27 protein-coding genes are annotated in these 26123 nt (G+C 65.7%); 13 read left to right on the top strand and 14 right to left on the bottom strand.

Going from position 1 to position 26123, the window contains the following annotated elements; translation table 11 throughout:
• Positions 1-870: hypothetical protein (locus tag AX702_RS16310; protein ID WP_066781330.1), on the bottom strand; the 870-nt coding region annotated here is incomplete at its 3' end.
• A gap of 242 nt (positions 871-1112) precedes the next feature.
• Here AX702_RS16310 and AX702_RS16305 point away from each other — a divergent pair.
• From AX702_RS16305 to queE, 7 genes are all read left to right on the top strand, one after another.
• Positions 1113-1778 (top strand): energy transducer TonB, encoded by a 666-nt coding sequence (locus tag AX702_RS16305; protein WP_066781328.1) that lies wholly within the window; start codon positions 1113-1115, stop codon positions 1776-1778.
• A gap of 44 nt (positions 1779-1822) precedes the next feature.
• Positions 1823-2623 (top strand): MotA/TolQ/ExbB proton channel family protein, encoded by an 801-nt coding sequence (locus tag AX702_RS16300; protein WP_066781326.1) that lies wholly within the window; start codon positions 1823-1825, stop codon positions 2621-2623.
• A gap of 89 nt (positions 2624-2712) precedes the next feature.
• On the top strand, positions 2713-3198 hold the full coding sequence (locus tag AX702_RS16295; protein WP_066781325.1) for an ExbD/TolR family protein: 486 nt from the start codon (positions 2713-2715) through the stop codon (positions 3196-3198).
• A gap of 24 nt (positions 3199-3222) precedes the next feature.
• Positions 3223-3651 carry an ExbD/TolR family protein gene (locus tag AX702_RS16290; protein ID WP_066781324.1) on the top strand — a complete coding sequence of 143 codons (429 nt, stop codon included), beginning with the start codon at positions 3223-3225 and terminating at the stop codon, positions 3649-3651.
• Positions 3652-3867: 216 nt separating this feature from the next.
• On the top strand, positions 3868-4212 hold the full coding sequence (locus AX702_RS16285; protein WP_066781323.1) for a hypothetical protein: 345 nt from the start codon (positions 3868-3870) through the stop codon (positions 4210-4212).
• Positions 4213-5085: 873 nt separating this feature from the next.
• The gene (queC, locus tag AX702_RS16280) at positions 5086-5784 is read left to right on the top strand and encodes a 7-cyano-7-deazaguanine synthase QueC (RefSeq protein WP_197420651.1); all 699 of its coding nucleotides are present in this window, start codon (positions 5086-5088) and stop codon (positions 5782-5784) included.
• A gap of 1 nt (position 5785) precedes the next feature.
• Positions 5786-6418, top strand: coding sequence for a 7-carboxy-7-deazaguanine synthase (gene queE / locus AX702_RS16275; RefSeq protein ID WP_066781322.1), 633 nt, complete (start codon positions 5786-5788; stop codon positions 6416-6418).
• 478 nt (positions 6419-6896) lie between these two features.
• Here queE and AX702_RS16270 read toward each other — a convergent pair whose 3' ends face one another.
• The 4 genes from AX702_RS16270 to AX702_RS16255 form a co-directional block, all read right to left on the bottom strand.
• Positions 6897-8285 carry a UdgX family uracil-DNA binding protein gene (locus AX702_RS16270; RefSeq protein WP_066781321.1) on the bottom strand — a complete coding sequence of 463 codons (1389 nt, stop codon included), beginning with the start codon at positions 8283-8285 and terminating at the stop codon, positions 6897-6899.
• 17 nt (positions 8286-8302) lie between these two features.
• A complete protein-coding gene (locus tag AX702_RS16265; RefSeq protein ID WP_066781319.1) occupies positions 8303-8788 on the bottom strand; it encodes a hemerythrin domain-containing protein in 486 nt (161 codons plus the stop codon).
• Positions 8789-8855: 67 nt separating this feature from the next.
• The gene (locus AX702_RS16260) at positions 8856-9587 is read right to left on the bottom strand and encodes a phosphocholine cytidylyltransferase family protein (protein WP_066781317.1); all 732 of its coding nucleotides are present in this window, start codon (positions 9585-9587) and stop codon (positions 8856-8858) included.
• Between the two features lie 17 nt (positions 9588-9604).
• On the bottom strand, positions 9605-10711 hold the full coding sequence (locus tag AX702_RS16255) for an inositol-3-phosphate synthase (RefSeq protein WP_066781315.1): 1107 nt from the start codon (positions 10709-10711) through the stop codon (positions 9605-9607).
• Positions 10712-10849: 138 nt separating this feature from the next.
• Here AX702_RS16255 and AX702_RS16250 point away from each other — a divergent pair, with 138 nt between their 5' ends.
• Genes AX702_RS16250 through AX702_RS16240 form a run of 3 tightly spaced genes read left to right on the top strand, consistent with a single transcriptional unit; the run spans position 10850 to position 12761 of the window.
• Positions 10850-11716 (top strand): CDP-alcohol phosphatidyltransferase family protein, encoded by an 867-nt coding sequence (locus AX702_RS16250; RefSeq protein ID WP_082746322.1) that lies wholly within the window; start codon positions 10850-10852, stop codon positions 11714-11716.
• Positions 11716-12168 carry a MaoC family dehydratase gene (locus tag AX702_RS16245; protein ID WP_066781312.1) on the top strand — a complete coding sequence of 151 codons (453 nt, stop codon included), beginning with the start codon at positions 11716-11718 and terminating at the stop codon, positions 12166-12168. The genes AX702_RS16250 and AX702_RS16245 overlap by 1 nt, the downstream gene beginning before the upstream one ends.
• 53 nt (positions 12169-12221) lie before the next feature.
• Positions 12222-12761: a superoxide dismutase family protein gene (locus tag AX702_RS16240; RefSeq protein ID WP_066781310.1), complete on the top strand. Its 540-nt coding sequence runs from the start codon at positions 12222-12224 to the stop codon at positions 12759-12761.
• 81 nt (positions 12762-12842) lie between these two features.
• Here AX702_RS16240 and AX702_RS16235 read toward each other — a convergent pair whose 3' ends face one another.
• From AX702_RS16235 to AX702_RS16215, 5 genes are all read right to left on the bottom strand, one after another.
• Positions 12843-13265, bottom strand: coding sequence for a Fur family transcriptional regulator (locus tag AX702_RS16235; protein WP_066781339.1), 423 nt, complete (start codon positions 13263-13265; stop codon positions 12843-12845).
• A 57-nt stretch (positions 13266-13322) separates the two neighbouring features.
• Positions 13323-13799, bottom strand: a complete 477-nt coding sequence (locus tag AX702_RS16230) for a GNAT family N-acetyltransferase (protein ID WP_066781308.1) — start codon at positions 13797-13799, stop codon at positions 13323-13325.
• Positions 13796-14413: a tRNA (adenosine(37)-N6)-threonylcarbamoyltransferase complex dimerization subunit type 1 TsaB gene (gene tsaB / locus AX702_RS16225; RefSeq protein WP_066781304.1), complete on the bottom strand. Its 618-nt coding sequence runs from the start codon at positions 14411-14413 to the stop codon at positions 13796-13798. The genes AX702_RS16230 and tsaB overlap by 4 nt, the downstream gene beginning before the upstream one ends.
• A gap of 54 nt (positions 14414-14467) precedes the next feature.
• A complete protein-coding gene (locus tag AX702_RS16220; protein WP_066781298.1) occupies positions 14468-15061 on the bottom strand; it encodes a malonic semialdehyde reductase in 594 nt (197 codons plus the stop codon).
• Positions 15062-15184: 123 nt separating this feature from the next.
• Complete coding sequence (locus AX702_RS16215) at positions 15185-15757, bottom strand: NifU family protein (protein ID WP_066781336.1); 573 nt, start codon at positions 15755-15757, stop codon at positions 15185-15187.
• 101 nt (positions 15758-15858) lie between these two features.
• On the opposite strand from AX702_RS16215, the gene AX702_RS16210 reads away from it, so the two are divergent.
• Positions 15859-17010, top strand: a complete 1152-nt coding sequence (locus tag AX702_RS16210; RefSeq protein WP_066781297.1) for a winged helix-turn-helix domain-containing protein — start codon at positions 15859-15861, stop codon at positions 17008-17010.
• A gap of 37 nt (positions 17011-17047) precedes the next feature.
• Here the strand turns inward: AX702_RS16210 and AX702_RS16205 are convergent, their stop codons facing one another.
• Positions 17048-17938 carry an aspartyl/asparaginyl beta-hydroxylase domain-containing protein gene (locus tag AX702_RS16205; protein WP_231731897.1) on the bottom strand — a complete coding sequence of 297 codons (891 nt, stop codon included), beginning with the start codon at positions 17936-17938 and terminating at the stop codon, positions 17048-17050.
• Positions 17939-18109: 171 nt separating this feature from the next.
• On the opposite strand from AX702_RS16205, the gene AX702_RS16200 reads away from it, so the two are divergent.
• On the top strand, positions 18110-21064 hold the full coding sequence (locus AX702_RS16200) for a M16 family metallopeptidase (RefSeq protein WP_066781296.1): 2955 nt from the start codon (positions 18110-18112) through the stop codon (positions 21062-21064).
• A gap of 87 nt (positions 21065-21151) precedes the next feature.
• Here the strand turns inward: AX702_RS16200 and AX702_RS16195 are convergent, their stop codons facing one another.
• From AX702_RS16195 to AX702_RS16185, 3 genes are read right to left on the bottom strand one after another with little or no spacing between them, the layout of a single operon-like run.
• On the bottom strand, positions 21152-22945 hold the full coding sequence (locus AX702_RS16195) for an AMP-dependent synthetase/ligase (protein WP_066781295.1): 1794 nt from the start codon (positions 22943-22945) through the stop codon (positions 21152-21154).
• Positions 22946-22977: 32 nt separating this feature from the next.
• Complete coding sequence (locus tag AX702_RS16190) at positions 22978-24720, bottom strand: gamma-glutamyltransferase family protein (protein ID WP_066781294.1); 1743 nt, start codon at positions 24718-24720, stop codon at positions 22978-22980.
• 32 nt (positions 24721-24752) lie between these two features.
• Positions 24753-25781 (bottom strand): quinone-dependent dihydroorotate dehydrogenase, encoded by a 1029-nt coding sequence (locus AX702_RS16185; protein ID WP_066781332.1) that lies wholly within the window; start codon positions 25779-25781, stop codon positions 24753-24755.
• Positions 25782-25924: 143 nt separating this feature from the next.
• Here AX702_RS16185 and AX702_RS16180 point away from each other — a divergent pair.
• Positions 25925-26123, top strand: a 199-nt coding sequence (locus tag AX702_RS16180; RefSeq protein WP_197420650.1) for an RrF2 family transcriptional regulator, incomplete at its 3' end; no start/stop codon positions are given.

Below are 26123 nucleotides of genomic sequence, written 5' to 3'. Positions count from 1 at the left end.
GATTATCGCTTCGTGCTGGAGCAGCTCGGCCCGCCGGCACGGGCCGAGCTGCTCCAGCACGAAGCGATAATCCTCCTGCGCGACGGCGGCATCGGCCGGCTCCATCGCCTGGGTGCTGCGGGCCGGCAACTGCCGTGGCAGGCTGCACGCGAGGCGATACCACAGCAGCGTGTCGCGCGGCGGCGGCCCGGCGGAATCGTCGACGATCTCGGACAGGGCGACCGCCCAGCGCGGCTGTTCGCCCGGGCGCCGCAGAATGCTGAGCGATACCGGCCGATTGTCCGTGGTGGTCAGGAACACCTGGGTCTCGCCCTCCCCGGGAAGCGACCCCGGGACGTGAAAGGCATTGCCTACTCCGGTGACGATAGGGGGTGCATCCCCGGCCAGTATCTCGCCGGCAATGCGGCGGGTGAGGGCGTCAAGTTCCGGAGACCAGCCGCGCTGCGCCTCGGGGCCGACCAGCTGCACCTGATTGGCACTGCCGGCGACAGACCGTGCGAACAGGAGGACCCGGGCCTTCTTGTAGCGGGGCTGCCGGCCGCCCGGACCGAGCGGCGCATCCAGAACATAGCCGATGCGCGGCGGAATGGCCCGCGGGCCGCGGATCAGGGCGGTGACGTCCGCTTCCACATAATAACGGACGAATCCGGGCGGAACATTCGCGGCGTCCGCCCCCTTGATGCGGGTGGTGCTGGCAATTGTGGCATCTACCACCAAGGGAGCGTCGATCACCAGATCGACCATCTCTACATAGGATGGCGCCGGCGCTGCGATGGTGCCCGGCGCGGGCTGCTGCGCATGGATGGCTGCAGGTGAAACGGTGATCAGCGCGCAGACGAGCGCAGAGTTACGAATTGTACGAAAGGCCATGCCTTTCGGTTATCCGATCGCGCCGTGCTGATACAGAAATAAATCTCCTTTAGGACGATTGTACGTTTGTTGCGTCCGACAAAGCGTTTGCGTGTCGTTAAGGCGCAAGTTAGGAGTCGCGCTGTGCAAGGGTTCCGTTTAGCCCTTGCCAACGGACCGGCACGCCCACTCCGCCCATGCGGGGGCCGCGGCAGGCCGCCCGGCCCCTTCGGGCCATAGGGATTAGGGAGTGCTTTTGCTGAATGGCCTACTCTGACCAGAAGATGAGCGGGAGCAAGATCGTCGCGATTGTGATCGTGGCGCTCATCCATGCTGCTCTCGGCTACGCCTTCGTCACCGGCCTCGCGTTCCAGTACGTGAAAAAGGTGTCGGAGAAGCTGAATACGTTCGACGTTGAGGAACCACCGCCCCCGCCGCCGGACGAGCCGCCACCACCGCCGCCTGACGTTCCGATGACGCCGCCGCCCGTTGTGGCGTCGCCGCCCATCGTGTCCGCGCCGTCGGCTCCGGTGACGATCGCCACCGTGCCTACGCCGCCGCCGGTCTACGTGCCGACGCCGGTTGCGCCGCCTGCGCCTCCGCCTCCTGCTCCGCCGGCGCCGCCGGTCGTCAGCAAGGCTGCGGGTGCAAAGGGCAATCCTGCGGACTGGATCACGACCGACGATTATCCGCCGAGCTCGATCCGTGCCGAGGAAGAAGGCACGACCGTGATCAAGTGGACAATCAATGCCCAGGGTCGCGTGGAGAATTGCGTCACGACTCAGTCGAGCGGCTCCAATGCGCTTGATCAGGCAGCTTGCCGTGCGCTGCAGCGCCGTGCCCGCTACACGCCGGCGTCGGACGCAGCAGGCAACCCGATCGCAACCACGCAGACGCGCCGCGTCGTGTGGAAGCTGCCCCGGGACTGATCCAGGCTTAACAGAATCGCGCTTTTCAGAGGGAAACACATCGAATGATCACCACCATCCTCGCCGCTGCCGCCGCAGCGCCGGCAGCTGCCGAAGGCGAAAACCCGTACGGCCTGGCCGCCGCGCTCGAGCAGGGCGGCATCATCGCCCAGACTGTGTTCGGCATCCTCGTGCTGATGTCGGTCGTCTCGTTCTACATCATGTTCACCAAGCTCTTCGAGCAGCAGAAGATCATCAACCAGGCGAAGCGCGTCCGCGGCTCGTTCTGGCAGACGAACTCGCTGCGCGAGGGTTCGGCGAAGCTGGAGAAGAACTCGGCCTACAAGCAGATCGTCGACGACGGCCTGCAGGCGCAGGAGCAGCACTCGAAGCTGACCGATCCGGTCGAAGCGCATGACTGGCTGCACGGCTCGCTGGCGCGCTCGGAAGCGATGATCAACTCGAAGCTCGGCACGGGCCTCGCGTTCCTCGCCACCGTGGGTGCGACGGCGCCGTTCATCGGCCTGTTCGGTACGGTTATCGGCATCTACCGCGCGCTCATCAAGATCGGTGCGGCTGGCCAGGCGTCGATCGACGCGGTCGCCGGTCCGGTCGGTGAGGCGCTCATCATGACCGCTCTGGGTCTCGCCGTCGCCGTTCCGGCGGTGCTCGGCTACAACTGGCTGCAGCGTCGCAACAAGTCGATCGCGGAAGACCTGTCGGCCTTCTCGAACGACGTGCTCGGCTACCTGGCGTCGAACGGTGCGGTTCGTCCGACCGTCGCCGGTGCGGCAAAGCCGGTTGCTGCCAAGCCGGCTGCCACCACCACGGCCGGTCAGGCCGGTGGCGTGCAGACCCGCTCGTAATGGGGAAAACGGGGCTGCCGCACCGGCAGCCCCGCTACCTTTCCCGGCCGGATCACCGGCGGGAACGAAGACATAGGATAGCCTGACTTATGGCGATGAGCGTTGGTGGAGACTCCGCCGCAGAAACCCCGATGTCGGACATCAACACGACGCCTCTCGTGGACGTCATGCTGGTGCTCCTCATCATCTTCCTGATCGCGGTGCCGGTCGTGATCCAATCGGTTCCGGTGAAGCTGCCAAGCGTGCGCTTCGACCCGACCACCACCAAGCCCGAGAACGTTTCCCTCTCGATCACGACCAAGCCGGACGGCGCCTGCGCCGTTTACTGGGGCATGACGGCGGTGACGCACGAGGAGCTGCTCGACCGTGCAGTGGCCAAGCTGAAGGCCGAGATCGAGCGTCAGGGCGGCCCGAACGCTCCGGGGCTCGAGCTTCCGGAAGCTCATGTTCGCGGTGACGTGAACGTGCCTTGGAAGTGCGTGGCAGGCGCGATCTACAACATGCAGATGGCAGGCTTCGCGCGCGTCGGCTTCATTTCCGAACCGCCGCCGGGCTCTGGCGTCGAGCGTCTGTAAGCAAAGCCACCAGGAGTAATCGATATGGCAATGAGTGGCGGCAAGGACGATGGCGAGCCGATGATGGAGATGAACACGACGCCGTTGATCGACGTCATGCTCGTTCTCCTCATCATGTTCATCATCACCATTCCGATCCAGACTCACGCGGTGAAGGTCGATCTGCCGGTCAACAACCCGGACGCGCCGAAGTCCCCGGTTGATCCGCAGAAGAACAAGATCACCATCGGCGTGGATGGCACGACCAGCTGGAATGGCGTCCCCGTGGATGCGGTGCGCCTGCGCCAGTATCTCGACGTGGCGGCGGCCATGAACCCGGAACCGGAGCTGCACTTCCAGCCCGACCCGCAGGTTCGCTACGACGTGGTCGACCAGACTCTTGCGGTGATCCGCCGGTCCAACGTGACCAAGCTGGGTTTCATCGGCAACGAGCAATATTACCGCGAATTCTGATCGCGCAGGCGATTGGAAGCATGACGGGCGGTCCGCAAGGGCCGCCCTTTTTTTGTGCCTGTCGCTCGCCGGGTGCGATCGGCACCGCCTCGAAAATGTGGCCGATCTCTTACAAGTCCTGCCAAGTTCCCGTTGCGCCATGTGACAGTCGGTGTCATACCAGTGTCACAGAACAGTAACGCAAGTGAAGCGTAGCTGTAACGTAGGAGACGGACGTTGCGCACCCTGCTTTTTCTCGGCCTGGCAGCAGGCCTCGCCGCCCCCGCCCTCGCTAGCGACCGCACCGGCTATCAGGCGATTGCCACGGGCGATTACCAGAAGGCGGAAGAGGAGCTGCTCGTCGAGCGGCGCATTTTCCCACGCCGGCCAGAGCTGATGATCAATCTCGCGGCGGTTTACGCGCGCACCGGGCGCAAGGCGGAGGCCGCGGCCCTGTACCGCAACGCGCTGAACAGTGTCGCGGTCGATATGGCGCTGCCGGATGGGAATGTATCCTCGTCCCACATCGTCGCACAGCGCGGACTGGACAGCCTGGGCGGCACCGAGATCGCTGGCCGCTGATCAGCCGGGGCGCCCATCAACGGGCCTGGTTTGCTTGTCGTGATCTGACCTAACAGGCGCACCCGGCGCGGTGACGGGGCTGGACTGATCGACACGCGTGACCGACGTGGTCACTGCGGCGCTTTTCGGGGTTGATTGCTGGCGTCGTGCCGCGACTTGGTGGTTGCGCCGCCAACCCCGGTGCCGTGATTGCGTGAGATGGGCCGGCGCGGCGGCGACGGGACTGGACTGATCGACATGTGCGTTCGGCGTGATCGGGGCTGTGCTCTTCAGGGTTGATTGCTGGCGTCGCGCTGCGACCGACCTGTTGGCCCACCATTCCCTGCGCTGGTGATTGCGCGAGATGAACGAGCACCCGCCGGTGGGTGACGGCGGGTAGGCCAGCGATGCTCGTTCCGGTTGCGGGCATGTCGGGCCGCTGCCGTGGCCTCGCGAGGTGGGGTAGGCGGGCTATCGAGGGCTTGCCCTGATGGACGGGGTCGTTGTTGCGCACGGGGCGGATGTGGAGCGCGTCAACGGCGCCGTTCGAGATGGTGCAAATTGCTGCTCCTGGGTGCCGACCGGTTTTGAGCGGTTCGTTCCTCGGGCCGGGGGCCAGCGGAGCCTCCGCGGTGACTGCTCGTGAAGTGAATAGCCGCTGGCTGTGAAGCGGCGTGCGTCAGCGCGGGAGCGGGCGGGCGCGCGTTCGTCGCATTCACCTGTTCTTTACCTTCGCGAGGGTAGAAACAGTGCGTGCTTCTAGCCGAGCACTTCTCTCCCTAGTTCTTCTGCCCTCTAGCCAGGGCGACCTTGGCCGTTCGGTGATGCGAACGGCCATTTTCTTTGCCCAGTTCCTTGCATCCGGCGGCCGATGCGCCTAGCGGGCGCGCGATCATGTCCAGCGATCAACCTTCTGCCGTCGTCCTCGTTTCGGGCGGCCTCGACTCGATGATCTCGGCCGCGCTTGCGCGTGAGGCCGGATATCGCGTCTTCGCTCTTTCGGTCGACTACAACCAGCGCCATCACGTGGAACTGGCGGCCGCACGCCGGATCGCCAGCGCACTGGGCGCCGTGCGCCACGTCATTCTTCCGATCGATCTTTCAGCTTTCGGCGGGTCGGCGCTGACGGCCGATATCGACGTGCCCAAGGACGGTGTCGGCGCAGGCGTGCCGGTCACCTACGTTCCGGCGCGCAACACGGTGTTTCTCAGCCTGGCGCTGGCCTGGGCGGAGGCGGCGGGCGCCCGCTCGCTCTTCATCGGCGTCAATGCGCTCGATTATTCAGGATACCCCGATTGCCGCCCGGAGTTCATCGCTGGGTTCGAGCGCCTGGCGGAACTCGCCACCAAAGCCGGCGTGGAAGGCGAGGCTTTCCGCATCCACGCGCCGCTGCAGCATATGACCAAGGCGGATATCGTGCGCGAAGGCAACCGGCTGGGCCTCGATCTGGGGCTGAGCTGGTCGTGCTACGATCCGACGCCGGCCGGCACGCATTGCGGATTGTGCGACAGCTGCAGGCTTCGCCACAAAGGCTTCGCGGATGCCGGGATCCCCGACCCGACGGTCTATGCGGTGACCCCGCAGGCGCCCTGACATGAGCTACGCCGTCAAAGAAATGTTCCTGACGCTGCAGGGTGAGGGCGTTCAGGCAGGGCGGCGCGCCGTGTTCGTGCGCTTCGCCGGGTGCAATCTGTGGTCCGGCCGGGAGCAGGATCGGGCAAGCGCCATCTGCCGGTTCTGCGACACCGAGTTCGTCGGCATGGATGGGCTTGGCGGTGGGCGATTTGCTGACGCGGCAGCGCTGGCCGAAGCGGTGGTCCAAATGTGGGACGGCGGCGAGACGGATCGTTTCGTCGTGCTGACCGGTGGGGAGCCGATGTTGCAGGTGGACGATGCGATCATCGACGCGCTGCACGATGCCGGCTTTTTCATCGCCATCGAGAGCAACGGCACGCTGCCGGTTCATCCGCGCATCGACTGGGTGTGTATCAGCCCCAAGGCTGGGAGCGAGACGGTGCAGCGTGCCGGAGACGAGCTGAAACTGGTGTGGCCGCAGCCGGGCAGCGACGTGGTCGCGATGGAGGGCTGGGATTTCCGCCACTTCCTGATCCAGCCGCTGGATGATCCAAACGCCGCGGCCAATCAGGATGCGGCGATGGCGCTGGTGATGGAGCGGCCGCGCTGGCGGCTGTCGCTGCAGACGCACAAGATGTTGGGATTACGCTGAGCGTCGCCGCCGTTGGCTGAGCTGGATTGCTGATGCGACGTGCGATGGTGATCGACTCGGGTTGATCCTTCTTCCCGGCGGAGGTGGGCTCTGTGAGAGAGGGTGCCGCTGCGGTGTGGAACTGGTAGTCCGAGCTGGCGAGTTCGCCCGCCCGGAGATCCCGGCCCAAGGCGAGAGCTCTGTGAAATTCCCTCGTCATGCCGGGCACATCTCGAGATTTACCAAGCCGCAAACCTCAAGCTGTTGCGTTCGTGGAGCATTAGATCCCGGCGCAAGGCCGGGATGACGAAGCGTGTGGGGGAGTCGCAGCGGTCCCGCACAGGGCCGGAAAGATGCAGCCTGCGGCGGGGCGCCAAGGTGCTCTCAGAAAGGCCGCGGTGACGCAGCTTGTGCGGCGACTTATCGGTTCTCGCGAAAGTCTCCGGCCATGGCTGGAAAGGCGCCACAGACCTAGCACTGCAACTCTTGAGATCGGCAGTCATGCCGCCGCAGCCTTGGCCAGACGCAGATCTTCGACAAAGCGGGAGAATTCGCTCGTGCGTGCTGCTTCGTCGGGGAGGCGCAGCAGATAGCTTGGGTGGACCGTGATCCACGCCTCGCCGGCGTCGCCGGGCAGCCGCTTGGCTTGGCCGCGCTCGCGGCTGATCGTCATGACCTTGCCGAACAGCGAGCGTGCGGCGGTCGCTCCCAGCGCGACGGTGACTTTGGGACGGACCAGCATCTGTTCCTGCTCGATCCACCAGCGACAGGCTTCGATCTCGCCCCCGTCCGGCTTGGCGTGGATCCGCCGCTTGCCGCGCGGCTCGAACTTGAAATGCTTCACGGCATTGGTGACATAGGTCTGAGAGCGATCTATGCCGGCCTCGTTCAAGGCGCGATCGAACAATTGCCCAGCCGGGCCGACAAAGGGGTGACCTGACAGGTCTTCCTGATCGCCGGGCTGCTCGCCCACAAACATGATGCTGGCGGAGACGGGGCCTTCGCCGAATACGGTCTGGGTCGCATGCTTGTAGAGGTGACAGCGGGTGCAGCTCATTGCCTCATCCCGAAGCGCCTGCCAGGCGATCTCGCTGTTTCCGCCCGGCGCAACCCGTGCCTTGGCGATCATCCCGCTCTCCCGTGCCTGGGCCGTTGCCAGCAATTCCGGCACCAACGCGGTCTCCGGCATGTTTTTCCAGTATTTGCGCGGCATTTCCTTCAGCATCGCGCCGACCTTCACCCGCGCCGGATTGAAGATGGAGGCGTAGTATGTTTTCCAAACCTCCTCCGTCGGATCACCCTCCGGCGCATCCGCCTTGGTGGCGCCTGGGCCTTCGCTGAGCGTGCTGCCGTCCCAGTGAAGCGATACCTCAGGGGTGAGGATCGACCAGCGCATGCTGGCGAAGCGGTTGACGAAAAAGGCCGCATTGGCGCGGACGATATGATGCTCCGGCTCGAACCAGGCGACATAGCGGCTGACATCGCCCTCCTGCACCTCCCGGAAGCGGAGAAAGGCGCGCATCTTGTGAATGTCTCGCCGGACATGCTTGGCAAGCCCCTCCAGGCGGCGGACCAGGGGATCGGCGTGATCCTCGATCAGGCCGGGCTGGCGCCGTAGCCGTGCGAGCAGCGTATACAGGAGGGAGAACCGCTCCGGATCGCGATGCAGGATCGCGTTCCGCGCGAGGTCGAGGAACGATCGTGGTACCTTGAAGCCGGCGTCGACCGGATCATGGCGCGGCGTGGCGGTGGTGGCGAACAGATCGGCTGGCTGATCGCCGACCTGCCACACCACATCATCGGGCGGAACGCTGGCGCCGATCAGCCCGCGCGCTGCATCGCGCCATGTTTCGAAATCATCCGGTTCGGAAAGCGTGACGAGCCGCATGGTGGCGTGGCGACCGTTCAGTCGCGCTCGTCGCTACCCGGCGGATTATCGCGGGCGATCTCCAGCTCGGCGGGTTTGCGCTCCTCGTAGGTGGCCGCCATCTCCTGCTCGGTGGCGTCATCCAGTTCCTTGTCCGCGGCGGGGAACATCTCCTCCTCTTCCTCGTCGATGTGATGTTCGTAGCGGTGCCGCATATGGGCGAAACGCTCCTCCCACTCACCAGACCCGAAAGGGAGATCCATCATCTCGCCGAGCAGGTCGTCGACCTCCTTATGCTCGGAGACGGAATGCCGCGCGTCATCGCGCAGATCCGGGTTGCCAAGCATCACGGCATAGAGCGACTCCTCCTCGGCAGCGGCATGGCTCTGCAATTCAAGGCGGAATGTTTCAAACAGGGTGCGGCGCTCCGACGTGTCGCCAGACTGTTCGGACAATTGTTTCAGCATCGCGCGCTGCTTGTCGTGATCGGCCTTCAGGTCGCGATAGATCTGCGGTTCGGACATGGTGGCGCTCCTCGCTATGCTCGGGAGAACCGGCGAGGGGAGTGCAGGTTGCTGTTGCGATCTGTTTTCAGGCGGTGAGCGCGGTCCGCCGAACGTCCGGCTGAGCACCTTGCATCGCGGCCTCCGCCTGGGCGAGCGCACGGGCGTCGTCCACGTCGAGCCACCAGGTGTCACCAATGTCGACGGCGACAGCCCCGCCGGCATCGGCAAGTGCCTCAACCCCGGCAGAGATCGAGCCGGTTCCGCCGGTGGCGATCACGTGCCGGAGGGCGGCGTGGAAGCGGCCGTCCACGGTGAAGACGCCGCAGTCGAACGCGTCATAGTCCGCCAGATGCTTTCCGATGGCGACGATGCGATCGCCGCTGGTGCGGACGCGGGTGACGTCATCCAGATCCACCAGCCGATTGTCGAGCCGCCGGTCGACCGCCAGCGCCAGCGGAGCCAGCGGCGCCGCGATCATGCGTGCGACGATTGCCGGGTCGAACAGGTGATCCGCCATCATCAGCAGGTGGCGCTCCGGCCCGATCGCATCGGCGCCGGTGAGGACGGAATGGCCGTTTGGCAATGCCCAGTCCTGCGTGACCACACAGGTGATCGCGGGATCAAGGGCGTGGAGGAAGCTGGTCAGCCGGGCGCTTTCATGCCCCGTCACCACGACAAAGCTGGTGGCGCCGCCTTCACGCGCAGCAGCGATCACCCGGGCAATGAGCGGCATGCCCGCCACACTGGTCAGAGGCTTTGACGGTGAAACCTCGCGCAGCCGGCTGCCAAAGCCGGCTGCGACGATCAGGGCTTTCAAGACAATGCGGTCCCTGCTTACTCGGCGGCGAGCCGCGCGTCCGCGTGGATGAAATCGTCCGTCATCTGCGCGGCGATATCATCCGTGAACTGCTCGGGCGGGTGCTTGCAGAAGAAAGCCGACGGGCCGGTGAGCGCCCCTGCGGCGCCGCGCTCCAGGCCGACCTTCACGCAGCGGATCGCGTCCACCACCACGGCGGCGGAGTTCGGCGAGTCTTCCACCGACAGACGCAGCTCAAGGTTCATCGGCACGTCGCCGAACAGATTGCCCTCCAGGCGGAGGAAGCACAGCTTGTTGTCGTGCAGCCACGGAATGTAGTCCGACGGGCCGACGTGGATGTTCTCGTCGGCCAGACGCTCGGAAAGGACGGCCTGCACCGCTTCAGTCTTGGACTCCTTCTTGCTCGACAGCCGATTGCGATCGAGCATGTTCATGAAGTCGGTGTTGCCGCCGGTGTTCAGCTGATAGGTGTGATCCACCGTGACGCCGCGCTGGGCGAACAGGTTCGAAAGAACGCGGTGGACGATCGTGGCGCCAACCTGCGCCTTTACGTCATCCCCGATGATCGGCAGGCCGGCGTCGGCGAACTTCTTTTCCCATTCCGGCCGGCTGGCGATGAACACGGGCATGCAGTTGACCACGCCGACACGCGCCTCAAGCGCGCATTCCATGTAGAATTCGGTCGCCTCCTGGCTGCCGACGGGCAGGAAGTTCACGAGAACCTCCGCGCCCGAATCCTTCAGCGCCTGCACGATTTCCGCCTTGGTGGCATCGCGCGTCTCGTCCATCTCGAACCCGCGATCATTGGCCGCGGTGAGCATGTGCGGGGCGACGCCGTCCAGCCGCACGCCCATCTGCACGACCGTGCCGGTTTCCGGCACGTCGGCGTGGAACACCTTGGTGCAATTCGGCTTCGCGAAGATCGCCTTGCCAAGATCGAGCCCGACCTTGCGGGAATCGACGTCGAATGCGGCGACGAATTCCAGATCCGAAACGCGATAGCCGCCGATCTCCTCATGGATCAGGCCGTGCGCGGTGTTGCTGGCGGCGTAATGATATTTACCCTGAACCAGACTGGATGCGCAGTTGCCGATCCCGATAACCGCCACCTTGATCGTCGCCATTCTGTGAAACCCCAAAGGACCAGAGGTAAGCCCTGGCCATGACAATTGATTTGCAGCGTCGTGACAGATGCGCGACTTCTGTCAAGCGACCCGTGCGGCTGCTAAGGGGAACGCAAGGGGACGCAAAAAGTGACGACGATGGATGTGGGGCCGACAGTGACGGGAAAGCCGCGCGAGCTGCAAGGCTTTCTGAACCGCACGGTTTATCACCCCGCCGCCAAGCGGCTGGCGCGGGCGCTGGTGCCGACTCCGGTGACGCCCAACATGGTATCGGTCTTCGGCGCGCTGATGGTGATTGCGGCGGGGATCCTTTACGCGCGCGTCGGCACCACGGCGGCGATCCTCGCCGGCTTCGCGATCCACCTGTTGTGGCATGTCGTGGATGGTGCGGACGGCGACCTTGCCCGGCTGACCGGACGGGCAAGCGCCAATGGCGAAGTGGTCGACGGCCTTTGCGATTATGGCGGGCACGTCGCGCTGTACGTTCTGCTCGGCAGCGTCCTTGACGATGCATTCGGTGCGGCCGCCTGGCTGATCGTGATCGGCGCGGGGCTATCGCGCGTCGCTCAGTCCATCTTCGCCGAAAGCTCCCGGCGCAGTTATCAATGGTGGGCCTATGGCGTGCCATGGCTTCAGCATGATCGCAGCGCGCCAAAAGGTGTCGGCGGTGCGCTGGGCAGAGCGTATCTGGCGGTGTCCGGCGTCCTGACCGGGGCGACCAGCCGCATCAACGCACTGGTCGCCAGCGCCGAGTTCGATCAGGCGGAACGCCAGCGGATCGCGCGACTGGCGCGGGAAGTGGGGCCGTCGTTCCTGCTGCTGCCGGGAATGCTTGGCGCCAATCCGCGCACCATCATTCTGGGGCTCAGCATGCTGGCGGGCAGCCCGTTGTGGTTCTTTCTTGTGGAGATCAGCTTGTTCAACCTGTTGCTCGTCATGGGTGTTGCGCGCCAGCATGCGCAATGCCGCCGTCTCGTCGATCTGATCGGCCGGGGGCGCTACTGATGGCTGGCCTGTGGTTCGAGGAATTCTCGATTGGGCAGCGATTTGTTCATGAGATCCGCCGCACCGTCATCGAGGCGGACAACATGCTCTTTTCCGCGCTGACCTATAATCCGGCGGCGCTGCACATCGACCACGCGTATGCCGCCACGACGGAGTTCGGGAAGCCGCTGATGAATTCGCTCTTCACCCTTGGGCTGGTGATCGGGCTCAGCGTGCAGGACACCACCTTCGGTACGACGGTTGCCAATCTGGGGATGAGCGAGACGGTGTTCCCCAATCCGGTGTTCGCGGGAGATACCATCCGCGTCGAAACCGAAGTGAAGGGCCTGCGCCCGTCATCGTCGCGGCCGGGGCAGGGGATCGTGACGTTCGAGCATGTTGGCATCAATCAGCGCGACGAAATCGTTTGCCGCACCACACGGGCCGCGCTGATGCTGGCAAAGCCTGCTTGACCCGGAACCGGCAAGCGCGGTTGCCGTTTCGAATACGAAACGGGAGACGACGTATGATTCGGTTATTGGCGACGGCTGGCGTGGCGACCTGTGCGCTGGCGCTGGGAGCTTGCGACGAAGGCAAGCTGGAAACGGGCGCGCCGGTCGCTGGCGGTGCCAGCGCGGTGGCGATGATGCGCACCGCAGCGGGCGCCGACGTGGGACGCGCGACTGCCACCGAAGTGTCGGGCGGCCTGCGTATCACGGTGGACGTGAAAGATATGCCGGCGGGTACGCATGGCGCCCATATCCATACGACTGGCAGGTGCGATGCGCCGGGCTTCGAAACGGCAGGTGGGCATTGGAACCCGACCAGCATGAAGCACGGAACGATGAACCCGCAGGGCCCACACCAAGGCGACATCCCCAATTTGATCATCGATTCAGGCGGCCGCGGCACGGTCGCAGCGACCATTCCGAACGCGACCATGACGGGATTGCTGGACACGGACGGAGCCGCATTCATTGTTCATGCCGGACCGGACGATCTGAAGACCGACCCTTCAGGGAACAGCGGCGGCCGTGTCGCATGCGGCGTCTTCCAGCCGTCGTGAACGAGAAAGGGGCTGTGCCTTTCGGCCAGCCCCTTCATCACCGCTCATATCGTACCGGGTCAGTGCCGCAGCGCTGACGGATCAATCCTTGCGAGCAAGGCTGACACCGTAAAGCTCCATGCGGTGATCGACCAGGCGGAAGCCGAGACGCTCCGCAATCTGCTTTTGCAGCAGCTCCAGCTCCGGATCGACGAATTCAATCACCTTGCCGGTTTCCACATCGATCAGGTGATCGTGGTGCGCCTCCGGCGAGGGTTCGTACCGGGCGCGACCATCACCGAAATCGTGCCGGTCGAGGATACCGGCCTCTTCGAACAGCCGCACCGTGCGATATACGGTGGCAATGGAAATGCCGGGGTCGATGGCGGAAGCACGCTCATAGACCTTCTCCACATCGGGATGGTCATCGGCTTCGGAGAGAACGCGGGCGATCACCCGCCGCTGTTCGGTGATGCGCAAGCCCTTTTCCTGGCAGAGCGCTTCAAGATCGATCTTGCGTGGCATGTTGCCCATGTAGTGCCGAGAGCCTGTTGCGAAAAGCGTAAACGACTCGCAACAACCTCAGCTTAGCGCGATTGAGTAGCTGTGAGCGTCATACACCTGGCCGCCCTTGCCCCGGTAATAGCCCCGACGCTCACCACATTTTGCGAAGCCGGTGCCGCGATAGAGCTCCACCGCATTGTTGCCGGCGCGAACCTCCAGGTGGACACGGACGGCGCCGCGCTCCCGAGCGTCGGCGAGAATACTGCGTACCAACGCCGAGCCGACGCCCTGGCGACGGAAGGTGGGCGCAGTGGCCAGCAGCAGCAATTCAGCCTCGTCCACGATCGCGCGGGCAAGGGCAAAGCCAGCCGCCTCGCCGTCGACCCGCGCAAGCGTCAGCCACACGCCCGGCATGCCGAGGATCCCAAGGAGCTGGCTGCGCGTCCACGCTTCTCCGAACCGCGGATCGAACGCGCTGGCCATCACCTGCTCGACAGCGCCAAGGTCTGCGGCCGTCCCAGTCACCAATTCCACCATGTGGAGGCGGGTGCTCATGAGGGAAGTTTCGCGTCCGGTGCGCGGCCGTACAGCGGACGTGCGGGCAGAGTGGCGAGATCAACGGGCAGGAGGATGGCGTTCGCGGCCTCGGGCAATGCCTCCCGCGCCGCAACGGAGGGGTCCAGTTGGGTGAGCCAGCGAACGCCGTTTCCCACTGCAGTTCGCCCATTGAGCGCCGCGAGTGCCACATCGGGCCGTAGCGAGGCCAGCGGCTCGGTAGGCATCAGGGGCGAGGCGGTGAACCCTTGCATGAAGACCTCACCGTGCCCGCCTTCAAGCACGACCGCAAGCGGGGCATTTTCGCCAGCAGCAAAGGCGGCCGCAGCGATCAGGGACAGCGACGAATAGCCGCGCACCGAAGCATTCCAGCCCAGGCCCAAACCCCGCGCGGCGGCGATTCCCACGCGGATGCCCGTGAAGCTGCCGGGCCCCACATCAACCATGATCTCGTCAGCCCGGCCACCGCCTGGAAGCTGCGCGATCATCGGCACCAGGCGCTCGGCATGACCGCGACCGACCACATCGTGAATGGCCGCGATGACCCGTCCGTCCTCCAGCAAGGCGACGGAACAGGCGGCAGTGGCGGTGTCGATAACTAGCGTGCGCGGCATCGCGCCCCTTTGCCACCGCCGCGATGCGGCTCAACCCCCTAAATCAGCCAAGCATCACGCGATGCGGTTGAACTTGTCGAATGGCGGGCGCGGGCTGCGGGCGAAAATGGTCGACGGATCGCCATAGCCGAGGGTGGAGATGAAGTTGGTGCGGACACCGGGCTGATCGGCAAAGAAGGCCTTGTCCACCTGACCTGCGTCAAACCCGCTCATCGGGCCGGTATCCAGCCCCAGCGCGCGCGCGGCGAGGATGAAATAGCCGCCCTGAAGCGAGGAATTGCGGAAGGCCGACGCTTCCCGCAGTTCAGTATTGCCGTCGAACCAGCTCTTAGCATCGGTATGCGGAAACAGCTCCGGCAGGTGTTCGTGGAAGTTCACGTCCATGCCGATGACAACCGAAACAGGCGCCTTGCGGATCTTGTCCGCATTGCTGTCGCTGGCGCAGGCGGCAAGCTTCTCCTTCGCTTCGTCGCTGACGCACCAGACCAACCGGGCGGGAAGCTGGTTGGCGCTGGTCGGCCCCATTTTCATCAAATCCCAGATGGCGCGCAGCTGATCTTCGCCGACCGGCTGATCGGTGAAGCCGTTGTAGGTGCGGCCGGCACGGAACAGCTGGTCCAGCGCGGCATCGTCAAGCGGGGCGGCCATCTTCAGTCCTTGTCTCGATTGCAGGATGTCGGTTGCAGGGTGTCGACCGTGGGGATCAGGTGTTGGTGACGACATCAATCCGCCGAACGGGCGCGAGCCAGGCGCACCCGCTCCAGCGCCCGATCAGATCGCCCGAACCTCGGTGACTTCCGGCACGTAATAGCGCAGCAGCTGTTCGATGCCGTTCTTCAGCGTTGCCGTGGAAGAGGGGCAGCCCGAGCAGGCGCCCTGCATCCGCAGATAGACCTTGCCCTTGTCGAACCCGCGATAAACGATGTCGCCGCCATCGTTCGCCACCGCCGGGCGCACGCGCGTGTCGATCAATTCCTTGATCTGAGCGACGATTTCCGCGTCGGCGGGATCATCGTCGAAATGCTCCTCGGCGGGCGGCACGGAGAAGCCGGCCGATGCCTGACGGAACAGCGGCATCTGTGCGGTGAAATGATCCATCAGAATGGCAAGCACGTCGGGCTTCACATCCCGCCAGTCGCTTCCCGGTGCGATCGTCACCGAGATGAAGTCCCGACCGAAGAAGACGCCGCTGACATCGCCCAGATCGAACAGCGCGGTCGCGAGCGGCGAAGCCTCTGCCTCCTCCGGATTGGCGAAGTCCCGCGTGCCGGCATCCATGACGATGCGGCCCGGCAGGAATTTAAGGGTGGCCGGGTTCGGCGTCGGTTCGGTCTCGATCAACATAAACTGCATGTGGCGTGCGGGACTGGACCGATCAAGCGGGCGCACGGAAAGGAAAGGTTTCCGGTCGCGCAATCTCCCTGCGTTCGATAGCGGTGAGCGCCATGGAGCCTGACCGGATTTCGCCAGCGGCCGCGCGTCGCATCGCTCTTGCGGCGCAAGGATTTGGCGCACGACGCCCGGATCATGTCTCCCCCGTCCATCTGCGGCGTACGCTCGACCGGCTGGCGCTGCACCAGATCGACAGCGTCAACGTCCTTGCGCGCGCCCATTATCTGCCGGCCTTTTCGCGCCTGGGCGGCTATGACCGCGATCTGTTCGACAAAGCGGCATGGGGCGCACGATCGCAGCGGCGCATGTTCGAATATTGGGCGCATGAGGCGTCGCTGCTGCCGCTGGACCTTCATCCCCTGCTTCGCTGGCGTATGGCGCGCGCCGATCGCGGGCTGCTCCGGTCCGAGGCCATGCGGCGGTTTGCGACGGAGCGGCGGCCCGAGGCGATGGCGTTGCTGGCGCGCATCCGCAGCGAGGGCGCGATGGCGGCGTCCGACGTGGAAAGCAGCCGGACGGGATGGTGGGAATGGAGCGGGGCGAAGACCGCGCTCGAGTGGCTGTTCTATGCCGGCCATGTCACGACGGCCACCCGGCGACGCGGGTTCGAGCGGGTGTATGACGTTCCCGAGCGCGTGCTGCCGAGCGCCGTGCTTGACCTGCCGACCCTGGACGAAGCGAGCGCTCATGCAGCCTTGGTGGAACGCGCGGGTCGCGCACTTGGGATCGCCACCGCGGGGGAGTTGCGCGATTACTTCCGCCTGACGCCGGCCGATGCGTCCGCCGCCATCGCGCGGTTGGTGGAGGAGGGTGTGCTCCGCCCGGTAACCGTGGAGGGCTGGCCGGCGGCGTACCTGCATCACGCGGCGAAGCGCCCGCGCCGGATCGAAACGCAAGCGTTGCTCGCGCCGTTCGACCCGCTGATCTGGGAGCGGGCCCGTACGGAAAGGCTGTTCGGATTTCGATACCGGATCGAGATCTACGTGCCGGCGGAGAAGCGCCGCTGGGGTTATTACGTGCTGCCCTTCCTGCTGAACGAGCAGATCGTGGCGCGTGTCGACCTGAAGGCGGATCGCGACGGGGGCCGGCTGCTGGTGCGGGCCTGCCATACCGAACCGGGCGCGCTGGGCACCGCGATGGACCGGCTGGAGGACGAGTTGCAGACCATGGCGACATGGCTCGGCCTGGATGTGGTGGCGCGCTGACGCGGGGCAGGCGCCAGGCCAGGCGCGTGCCCGGCTTTCAGAAGTCCATTTGCTTGATGGCGGCATTCCAGGCGGCGATGTTGTCGCGCGCTTCCTGCACGAAGGCAGAGCGACGGACGATGCCGAGAAACATGTCCGCAATCCACTTGCCGGGGTTGCGGAGCGGCCGTTCGAACTGGATCAGCAGGACCACGCGGGTACCATCCGTCTCGTTCCACACCTCGTGATCATAGGTGTCGTCGAAGACCAGGGTTTCGCCTTCGCTCCAGCGGACCACGCGACGATCGACGCGCATGCGCACGTCGCCATTGCGCGGCACGATCAGGCCGAGGTGACAGGTGATCAGCCCCTTGGAGACGCCGCGATGCGCCGGGATGTGCGTGCCCGGCGCGAGGATGGAGAAAAAGGCGCTGTTCAGCCCCGGGATCTGCTTCACCAGCGCGCTCGTCACCGGGCAGCGGGCGGCATTGTCGTCGATGCGGTAGCCGTAGCCCCAGAGGAAGAACGAGCGCCACATGCCCAGTTGCGCGATGGAGCGGTGATCGGGCGATATCGTGGCGAGGCTGGGGGACGCATCGCCCTGCAACGCCACCTGCATGGCTTCCGCCCGAATGTCCTGCCAGTGATCGCGCAGGAGCTGCGTCCAGGGAAAGGTGCGCACGTCCAGCACGGGATCGTTGGGAACGAGCGAGGATGAGGCGATCAGGCTGTCGAACACACCGCGCAGGTGTTTGCCCAGCCGGATGATGAGCGGGCGGTTCGGCTCTGCTTTCATCTTCGGTGACCGGTTGCCCGTGATCGGTGTGTCGGCAACCGGGCGATCGGCAAAGCCGCGGGGCGGATCGCCGAGGATGGCGCCTGCCATCATTGCGGATCGCACGCCATAATCCTGACGCATCTCGTTCCGGGTCTGGATGATGGTCCCCACGTCGCTTTCCCGTTCTTTTCCTCAAGGCCGCTTGCATCTTGCTGGTGCAATTCAACCGCTCGGGCCGCAACCCTAGGGGCGATTCGGGTCTAAAACATGGCATTTAGACGGTGATCGAAAGATCGCCGCCGGGTGTGGCGGCGATGCTTCGAGCAGGCTAGAAGCCGGGCCATGATCCGCTTCCCGCGCGCACTTTCTGCGCCGTTCGCCGCTCTTCCGCTCCTCGCCATCGTTGCCGTTCCGGCCATCGGCCAGCAGGCTGCGCCAAAGGCCGCCGCCGTCGCTGCCGTCGCCCGTACCTCGCCGAAACCGCCCACGCCGACACCGCCCGCGCAGGGCACGATCGTCGATCCCGCGACGATCACGGTCGATACCGCGCCATGGCTGTTCAAGGGATCGGATATTCCGCCCGATCGGGCCTGGAACTTCGGCGCTCTGCCGAACGGGCTGCGTTATGCCGTGCGCAAGAACGGCGTGCCACCCGGGCAGGTCGCCGTTCGCGTGCGGATCGACGCGGGATCCTTGAACGAGACCGATGACGAGCGCGGTTATGCGCATCTGATCGAGCATCTGTCGTTCCGCGGTTCGAAGTACGTGCCGGACGGAGAGGCAAAGCGCGTCTGGCAGCGGTTCGGTGCCACGTTCGGCTCGGACTCGAACGCTCAGACCACGCCGACGCAGACCGTCTACAAGCTCGATCTGCCGGCGGCGACCGAGGCGAACCTCGACGAAAGCCTCAAGATCTTCGCCGGCATGATGTCCGAACCGGGCATCAACGCGCAGGGCCTCGCGGCCGAGCGGCCGGCGGTTCTGGCCGAACAGCGCGAGGCACCGGGGCCTCAGGTGCGGCTGTCCGATGCGCGCAACGCCCTGTTCTTCGCCGGACAGCCGCTTGCCGACCGGTCTCCGATCGGGAACGTCAAGACGCTGGAGGCCGCGACGCCGGCGAGCGTGCTGGCTTTCCACCGGCGTTGGTATCGCCCGGCACGTACCGTGGTGATCATCTCCGGCGACATCGATCCGGCCACGGCCGCCCGCCTCGTCGTCAAGAATTTCGGGGGCTGGGAGGGTGTCGGCGCCGATCCGGCAGAGCCGGACTTCGGCAAACCTGATCCGAAGGGTACGCCGACGGCGGCGATCAACGAGCCGTCCATTCCGCCGCTGGTCGTCACCGCGGTCCTTCGCCCGTGGACCTATCGTGATGATACGATCATCTTCAATCAGAAGCGGCTGGTCGATCTCGTCGCGATGCGCGTGATCAATCGCCGGCTGGAAAACCGCGCGCGGCAGGGCGGCAGCTTCCTTCAGGCCAGCGTGAACCTTGAGGATGTCGCACGGTCGGCAAACGGCACCTTCGTCAGCATCCTGCCGATCGGAGACGATTGGGAGGCGGCGCTGAAGGATGTGCGTGCGGTGATCGCCGACGCGATGACGACGGCGCCCAGCCAGGCAGAGATGGACCGCGAGACGGCCGAGTTCGAAGGCGCGATGCGCAATGATGTCGAGACGGCGCGGGTCGAGGCCGGTGCAAAACAGGCCGACGACATGGTGCAGGCGCTCGACATCCGCGAGACGGTCGCGGGACCGCAGGAATCCTACAACATCTTCCTCGACGCCAAGAAGAAGGGGATGTTCTCCGCGGCGGCAGCGTTGGAGTCGACCCGCCGGGTGTTCCAGGGTGATGCCGAGCGCGCTTTGGTGAACACCCGTGCGGCGGATCCGGGCGCAGCGGCGAAGCTGGCGGCCGCGCTGACCGCCGACGTGTCCAAGCTCGCTGGCCGCCGCACGCGGCAAACGAAGGTCAACTTCAAGGACCTGCCCAAGCTGGGGACGCCGGGCACGGTGGCCACGCGGGAGGCGATCGCGGATCCGGGTGTCGAGAAGGTGACTTTCTCGAACGGCGTGCGCATGCTGATGTACGCCAACGGATCGGAAACCGGGCGGGTGTATCTGCGCGTGCGCTTTGGCCGGGGCTATGGCGCGCTGCCGGCGGACAAGGCCACGGCTGCCTGGGCCGCGGAGAGCGCGCTGGTGCAGAGCGGGATCGGCAAATGGGACCAGGGCGACCTGGACGTGCTGACCACTGGCCGTCGCATGGGGCTGGGCTTCGACATCACTGACGACGCCTTCGTCCTGAACGCCATCACCACGCCGGGAGACTATGCGGACAATCTGGCGCTGATGGCGGCGAAGCTTGCCGCGCCGCGCTGGGATGCGGCGCCGGTGCTGCGCGCCAAGGCCGGTGCGCTGGCGGGCTATGCCGGGTTTGACTCCTCGCCGGATGGCGTTCTTTCGCGCGATCTCGAGCGCAAGCTGCGCGCCGGGGATCCTCGCTGGGGGCCGCCGACGCGCGAGGAGATCGAGGCGCTGACGCCGGAAGCGTTCCGCAAGCTTTGGGAGCCGTTGCTGGCGACGGGCCCGATCGAGGTGGACGTGTTCGGAGACGTGAAGGCGGACGAGGCAGTCGCCGCGGTCGCCCGAACCTTCGGCGCGCTCAAGCCGCGTACCGAAGCGCCGCTGGTCGCATCGGATGTGGCCTTCCCGGCGCATAACGACCGCCCCGAGGTGCTGACCCACGAAGGCGCGGACACCCAGGCTGCTGCCGTGATCGCCTGGCCCACGGGTGGCGGCACGCAGGGGATTGCCGAAAGCCGCCGGCTGGAGATTCTCGCCGCGATCTTTGGCGATCGCCTGTTCGATCGCCTTCGTTCGGTCGCGGGTGCCAGCTACAGCCCCAGTGCGCTCAGCCAGTGGCCGCTCGGGCTGAACAGCGGCGGGCGCGTGCTCGCCGTCGGCCAGGTCGCCCCTGAGAACGTCGACCTGTTCTTCAAGCTGAGCCGAGAGATCGCGGCCGAGCTCGTCACCACGCCGGTGACGGAGGATGAGCTGCGCCGGGCGATCGGGCCGATGATGCAGTATCTGGCGCGCGCATCCTCGGGCAACCAGTTCTGGCTGCTGCAGGTGAGTGGCGGCGCTTATGACGCGAACCGCCTAGCGGGCGCGCGAACCCTGGTCAGCGACTATATGTCGATCACGCCGCAGACGTTGCAGGCCACGGCTGCCAAATACCTGCGGCCTGAGCAGGACTGGACGCTCACGGTTCTGCCGAAAGACAAGGCCAAGTAATCAACGAGCCCGGCCGCCCCGCAGGACGGGGTGGCCGGGCGCGGCGGCGATCGGCCTTCGGCGAGTCCGGGCGCGCGCCTGGTTCGTTCAGCCCTTGTAGAGTGCTTCGAGACGCTCGCCATAGATCTTGCGCAGCACGTGGCGGCGGATCTTCAGGCTGGGCGTCAGCTGCTCGTTCTCAATGGTGAAGGGCTCGTCGGCGAGCATGAACCGCCGGACACGCTCCGTCACCGACAGATCCTTGTTCGTACGCTCAACCGCCTGCCCGATGGCGGAACGGTAAGCGGCATTCGCGGCGAGCGCCGATGGATCATTGCTGATCCCGTGGGTCGTACAGAATTCGCGCGTCCAGTCCGGATCGGGCACGATGACCGCCACCATGTGCGGCTTGCGATCGCCGGCGATCATCGCCTGCATGATCTCGGGCTGCAGCGTCAGCATGCCCTCGACCTTTTGCGGCGCGACATTGTCGCCCTTGTCATTGATGATCAGGTCCTTCTTGCGGTCCGTGATCTTGATCCTGCCGGCCGCATCGATCACCCCGATGTCGCCGGTGTGCAGCCATCCGTCCTGCAACACGCGTGCGGTTTCGCTGGGGTTGCGCCAATAACCGTGCATCACCAGTTCGCCGCGCACCAGGATCTCGCCATCCTCGGCAAGGCGCACTTCCGTCATGGGCAATGGCGGGCCGACGCTGTCGACGGTGACGCCGACCTTGGGACGGTTGCAGGAGATGACGGGCCCGGCCTCCGTCTGGCCGTAGCCCTGGAGAAAGGTGACGCCCAGCGACTGGAAGAAGATGCCGACTTCCGGGGTGAGCGGTGCGCCGCCGGAAACCATCGCCTTCATGCGGCCGCCGAACTTCTTCGCGATCTTCGGCTTGAACAAGGCATCAACCAGCAGCGCCTTCGGCCGATCGCTGAGCCGCAACGTACCGGCGTCACGCTTGGCCCCGATGTCCAGCGCCGCGCCGAGCAGGCGCTGCGACAGGCCGCCCTGTTTGTCGATCGCCTTGCTGATCCGCACGCGAAGCACCTCGAACAGGCGGGGCACGACGAACATGATGGTGGGGCGAACCTCCTCCATGTTCGCGGCGAGCTTCTCCAGCCCTTCGGCGTAGTAGATCTGACCACCCATGGCGATCGGCAGCATCTGTCCGCCGGTATGTTCATAAGCGTGGCTCAAGGGGAGGAAGGAGAGGAACACCTCCTCGCCCCAGCCCAGATCCTCCGAGATGACATTGGCGCAACCGGCGATGTTGTGGAGGATCGCGCCATGGTGCTGCATCACGCCGCGCGGCGCGCCGCCTGTGCCCGAGGTGTAGATGATGCAGGCGGTATCGTCCCGGCCGAAGCCTGCGCCGGCCGCGATCACCGCAGGCGGCGTGTCATGTTCCTTGATGAGGCCAGCCCAGCTGCAACTGCGCACGCCGGAGGGGCGGGGGCGAAGCTGATCAAAGGCGATCACCGTTTCGACGTGCGTGGTGCGCAGCACGGCCTTCAGCAGCGTATCGGCGAGCTTCTGCGTCGAGACGATCACCGCGCGCGCACCCGAATTCTCGATGATATGGGCGTGATCGCGTTCAGTGTTGGTGATGTAGGTCGGCACGGTGATGCACCCCGCCGCCATGATGGCGAGATCGCTGATGCACCATTCCGGCCGGTTCTCGCTGACCAGCATCACCCGATCGCCCCGGCCAAGGCCGATCGACTTGAGCGCGGTCGCCAAGCTTGCCACTTGCCGGGCGGCCTCAGACCAGCTGATCGGCTGCCACGCGCCGTCCCGCTTCGCCCAGAGGAAGGGCGCATCGCCCTTTTGCTCCGCACGGGTGAAGAACATCGTCACCAGATTCGGGAAATGTTCGAGCTGGCGTGGCGCCATGTTCCTCTCCGCTTCTTTTCTTCTTGTACGGTTTACTGGCGCAGCGCCGTTCCGACGCTGCGCGGATCGGGCGCGCCGATCCATCCAGTCGCGGTCTTTTCTGCGGCATTGGCCTTGAGGCCCAGACGCCCGACCGACACCTTGTGCCCCATCGCCTCCAGCGCGGGCTTCATGGCCGGCAAGCTGGTGCCCTGTTCGAGAACCAGCCCGTCCTTGTTGAAATAGATGAGGCCAAGGCCAAGGGCTTCCTTCGCCGGCAGCTTCCAGTCGAGATGGGCGATGATCGCCTTCGTCACCTGCATCAGGATCGTCTTGCCGCCTGCGGCGCCAACGGTGAAGATCGGCGCGCCGCTCGCATCATACACGATCGTCGGGGCCATGGACGAAAGCGGCCGCTTTCCGCCCTCCACGCGGTTGGCGACGGGCGCGCCGTTCTTTTCGGGCGCGAGGCTGAAATCGGTCAGCTCGTTGTTGAGCGCGAAGCCGTTGGCGATCAGCTGGCTGCCGAACGGGCCTTCGATCGTCGAGGTCATGGTGGCGATGTCACCCTCGGCGTCGATCGCGACGAAATGGGTGGTGCCGGGCACTTCCTGCTGCGGCGCATAGGTACGCGGCTTGGCGCCCGGCGGCGTGCCGGGTTCGTAGGTGCCGAGCGCGCGTGTCTCGGAGATGAGTCCCGACCGCTGGGCGATATAGCCCTTGTCGATCAGCCCGGCGACCGGCACGTCCACGAAGTCGGTGTCGCCGAGGTACAACTCACGATCGGCATAAGCGAGCTGCATCGCTTCGCCGATCAAATGCCAGGCGATCGGCGAGTCCTTGCCCAGCCTGGCGAGGTCGAACCGCTCGAGCATGCCCAGCATCTGGAGTACGGTTGTCGCGCCCGACGAGGGCGGTGCCATGCCGCAGATCTTGTAGCCGCGGTACGTGCCACAGACCGGCGGGCGTTCCTTGGCCTGGTAGGCGGCAAGATCGGCCGCCGTCATGTCGCTGGGCGCGATTCTGGTGGCCGTGACGGCGTTGATCAGGGCCTTGGCATTCTGCCCCGTGTAGAAGGCGTCGGGACCATCGGCCGCGATCTTGCGCAGCAACTTGCCCAATGCGGGATTGGTAACGGTTTCGCCCTCGACCAGCGGCTTGCCGTTTCTGGTGTAAAGCTCGGCCGCGTCCGGAAAGCGCCCGCCCGCCGCGCCCGTGCCGGTCGACGTGCCACCCTCAGGCCCGGCCACAGCGGTGCTGCCGCCGCCCCACAATGGCGCCAGGTTCGTGCTGGCGGCGGCGAGCGGGCGCGTCACCTTGTAGCCGCCCTCGGCAAGGCGGATGGCGGGGGCGAACAGCGCTTTCCAGCGCAGCTTGCCCCACTTCTTGTTGGCCAGCGCGGCCAGCCGGATATTGCCGGGCACCCCGACCGACTTGCCGCCCGGAAACGCCTGAATGAACGGCAGCGGCTTGCCGTCCGCGCCCACGAACCGCTGCGGCGTGGCGGCGGCGGGCGCCTTTTCGCGGCCATCGATCGTCTCCAGCGGGCCGTTCGCCGTCTGGTGCAGCATGAAACCGCCGCCGCCGATGCCGCTCGATTGCGGCTCCACCACGGTGAGCGCGAGCATCATCGCGACGGCGGCGTCCGCGGCGGAACCGCCGGCGTTCAGAATCTCGAGCCCGGCCTCGGTGGCGCGCGGATCGGCGGAAGTCACCACCCCCTGCGCCTCCGCAACGTCCGGTGCGATGAGGGCGATGGGGGCGAGCAGAGCGGTGAGCGCCAACAGGTTTTTCATGGCCGCGGACCCTATCGGCGCCTTTCCCTGCGTCAACCGGCGCCGACGGCCTCGGTTATCGACCCATAGCCGTCACGCCGAAGCAGCGCGGCGAGATCGCGAAGGATGCGGGTGGGCAGGCCGGGCCCGGCATAGACCATGGCGCTGTAGAGCTGAACGAGGCTGGCGCCGGCGCGGATTCGGTCATACGCCTCCGCCCCGCTGCCGATGCCGCCAACGGCGATCAGCGGAACGGCAGCGCCGGTCGCGACGCGGAAATCCCGGAGCTTCTGGCGTGCCAATGTGGCGAGCGGCGCACCGGAGAGGCCGCCGCTTTCGCTTGCATTGGTGGAGGCGAGCGGAGGGCGAGAAATTGTCGTGTTGCCGATGATGAGCGCATCCAGCCTGTTGTCGATCACCGCGCGGGCGATGTCGTCGATCGCGGGGCCCTCCAGATCGGGTGCGACCTTCAGGAACAAGGGTCGGGTGCCCGCCGCGGCACGCGTGGCGGCGAGCAGATCGCGCAGCGCGCTGCCATGTTGCAGATCGCGCAGTCCTGGCGTGTTGGGGGAGCTGATGTTGATCGTGACGTAATCGGCGACCTTGGCGGCGGCGGTTACCCCGGTCACGTAATCGGCGATGCGGTCGCCCGCGTCCTTGTTCGCGCCGACATTCAGGCCCAGCACGCCACGCCGGCTGACCGGCAATCGCCCAAGCGCCGCTTGGAGGCCGCCATTGTTGAAGCCCATGCGGTTGATCACCGCCTCGTCTTCGATCAGCCGGAACAGGCGAGGCTTTGGATTGCCGGGCTGGGGCAAAGGCGTGAGCGTGCCGACTTCCACAGCGCCGAAGCCGAGCGCGTGCAGCCCAGCGACCGCCTCGCCGTCCTTGTCCACACCGGCGGCGAGCCCAAGTGGGTTGGCGAAGCGGATACCGGCCACGGTCGTGGCGAGTGCCGGATCGGCGACCTGGCGAGCGCCCGGCGTGCCCAAACGGCCCCAGAGCGCAAGGCCGCGGATCGTGAGGCGGTGGGCACGCTCGGCATCGAGCGCGAACAGGGCGGGGCGCATCGGAAAGGTCATCGCGGTCCGGTGCCCATGATCGGGCGCGAAGATCAAGGGGGCTGGCGCAGGGAGAACGGCCAAAATTGCGGGTTGAATTCCCGGCCTCTCACGCCCATTTGGCAATCAGAACGATTTAGTCCGATTTGAGAACCGCTCGCAATATGCGCCTGTCCAGCCTTGCCGATTATGCCGTCGTCATGATGACGGCCGCGGCGCGCCATTGCGGCGGGCTGGCGCGTGTCAATGCAACCAGTCTGGCGCAGGAGACGGGCGTGCCGCTTCCCACCGCGCAGAAGCTGGTGAGCAGGCTGTCCTCCGCCGGACTGATTGAAAGCACGCGCGGCACCGGCGGCGGCTTCC

It is taken from the genome of Sphingomonas sp. CCH5-D11, assembly GCF_001557395.1.
Taxonomy (GTDB): Bacteria; Pseudomonadota; Alphaproteobacteria; order Sphingomonadales; family Sphingomonadaceae; genus Sphingomonas.
This window is presented reverse-complemented; position numbering and strand designations above follow the sequence as displayed.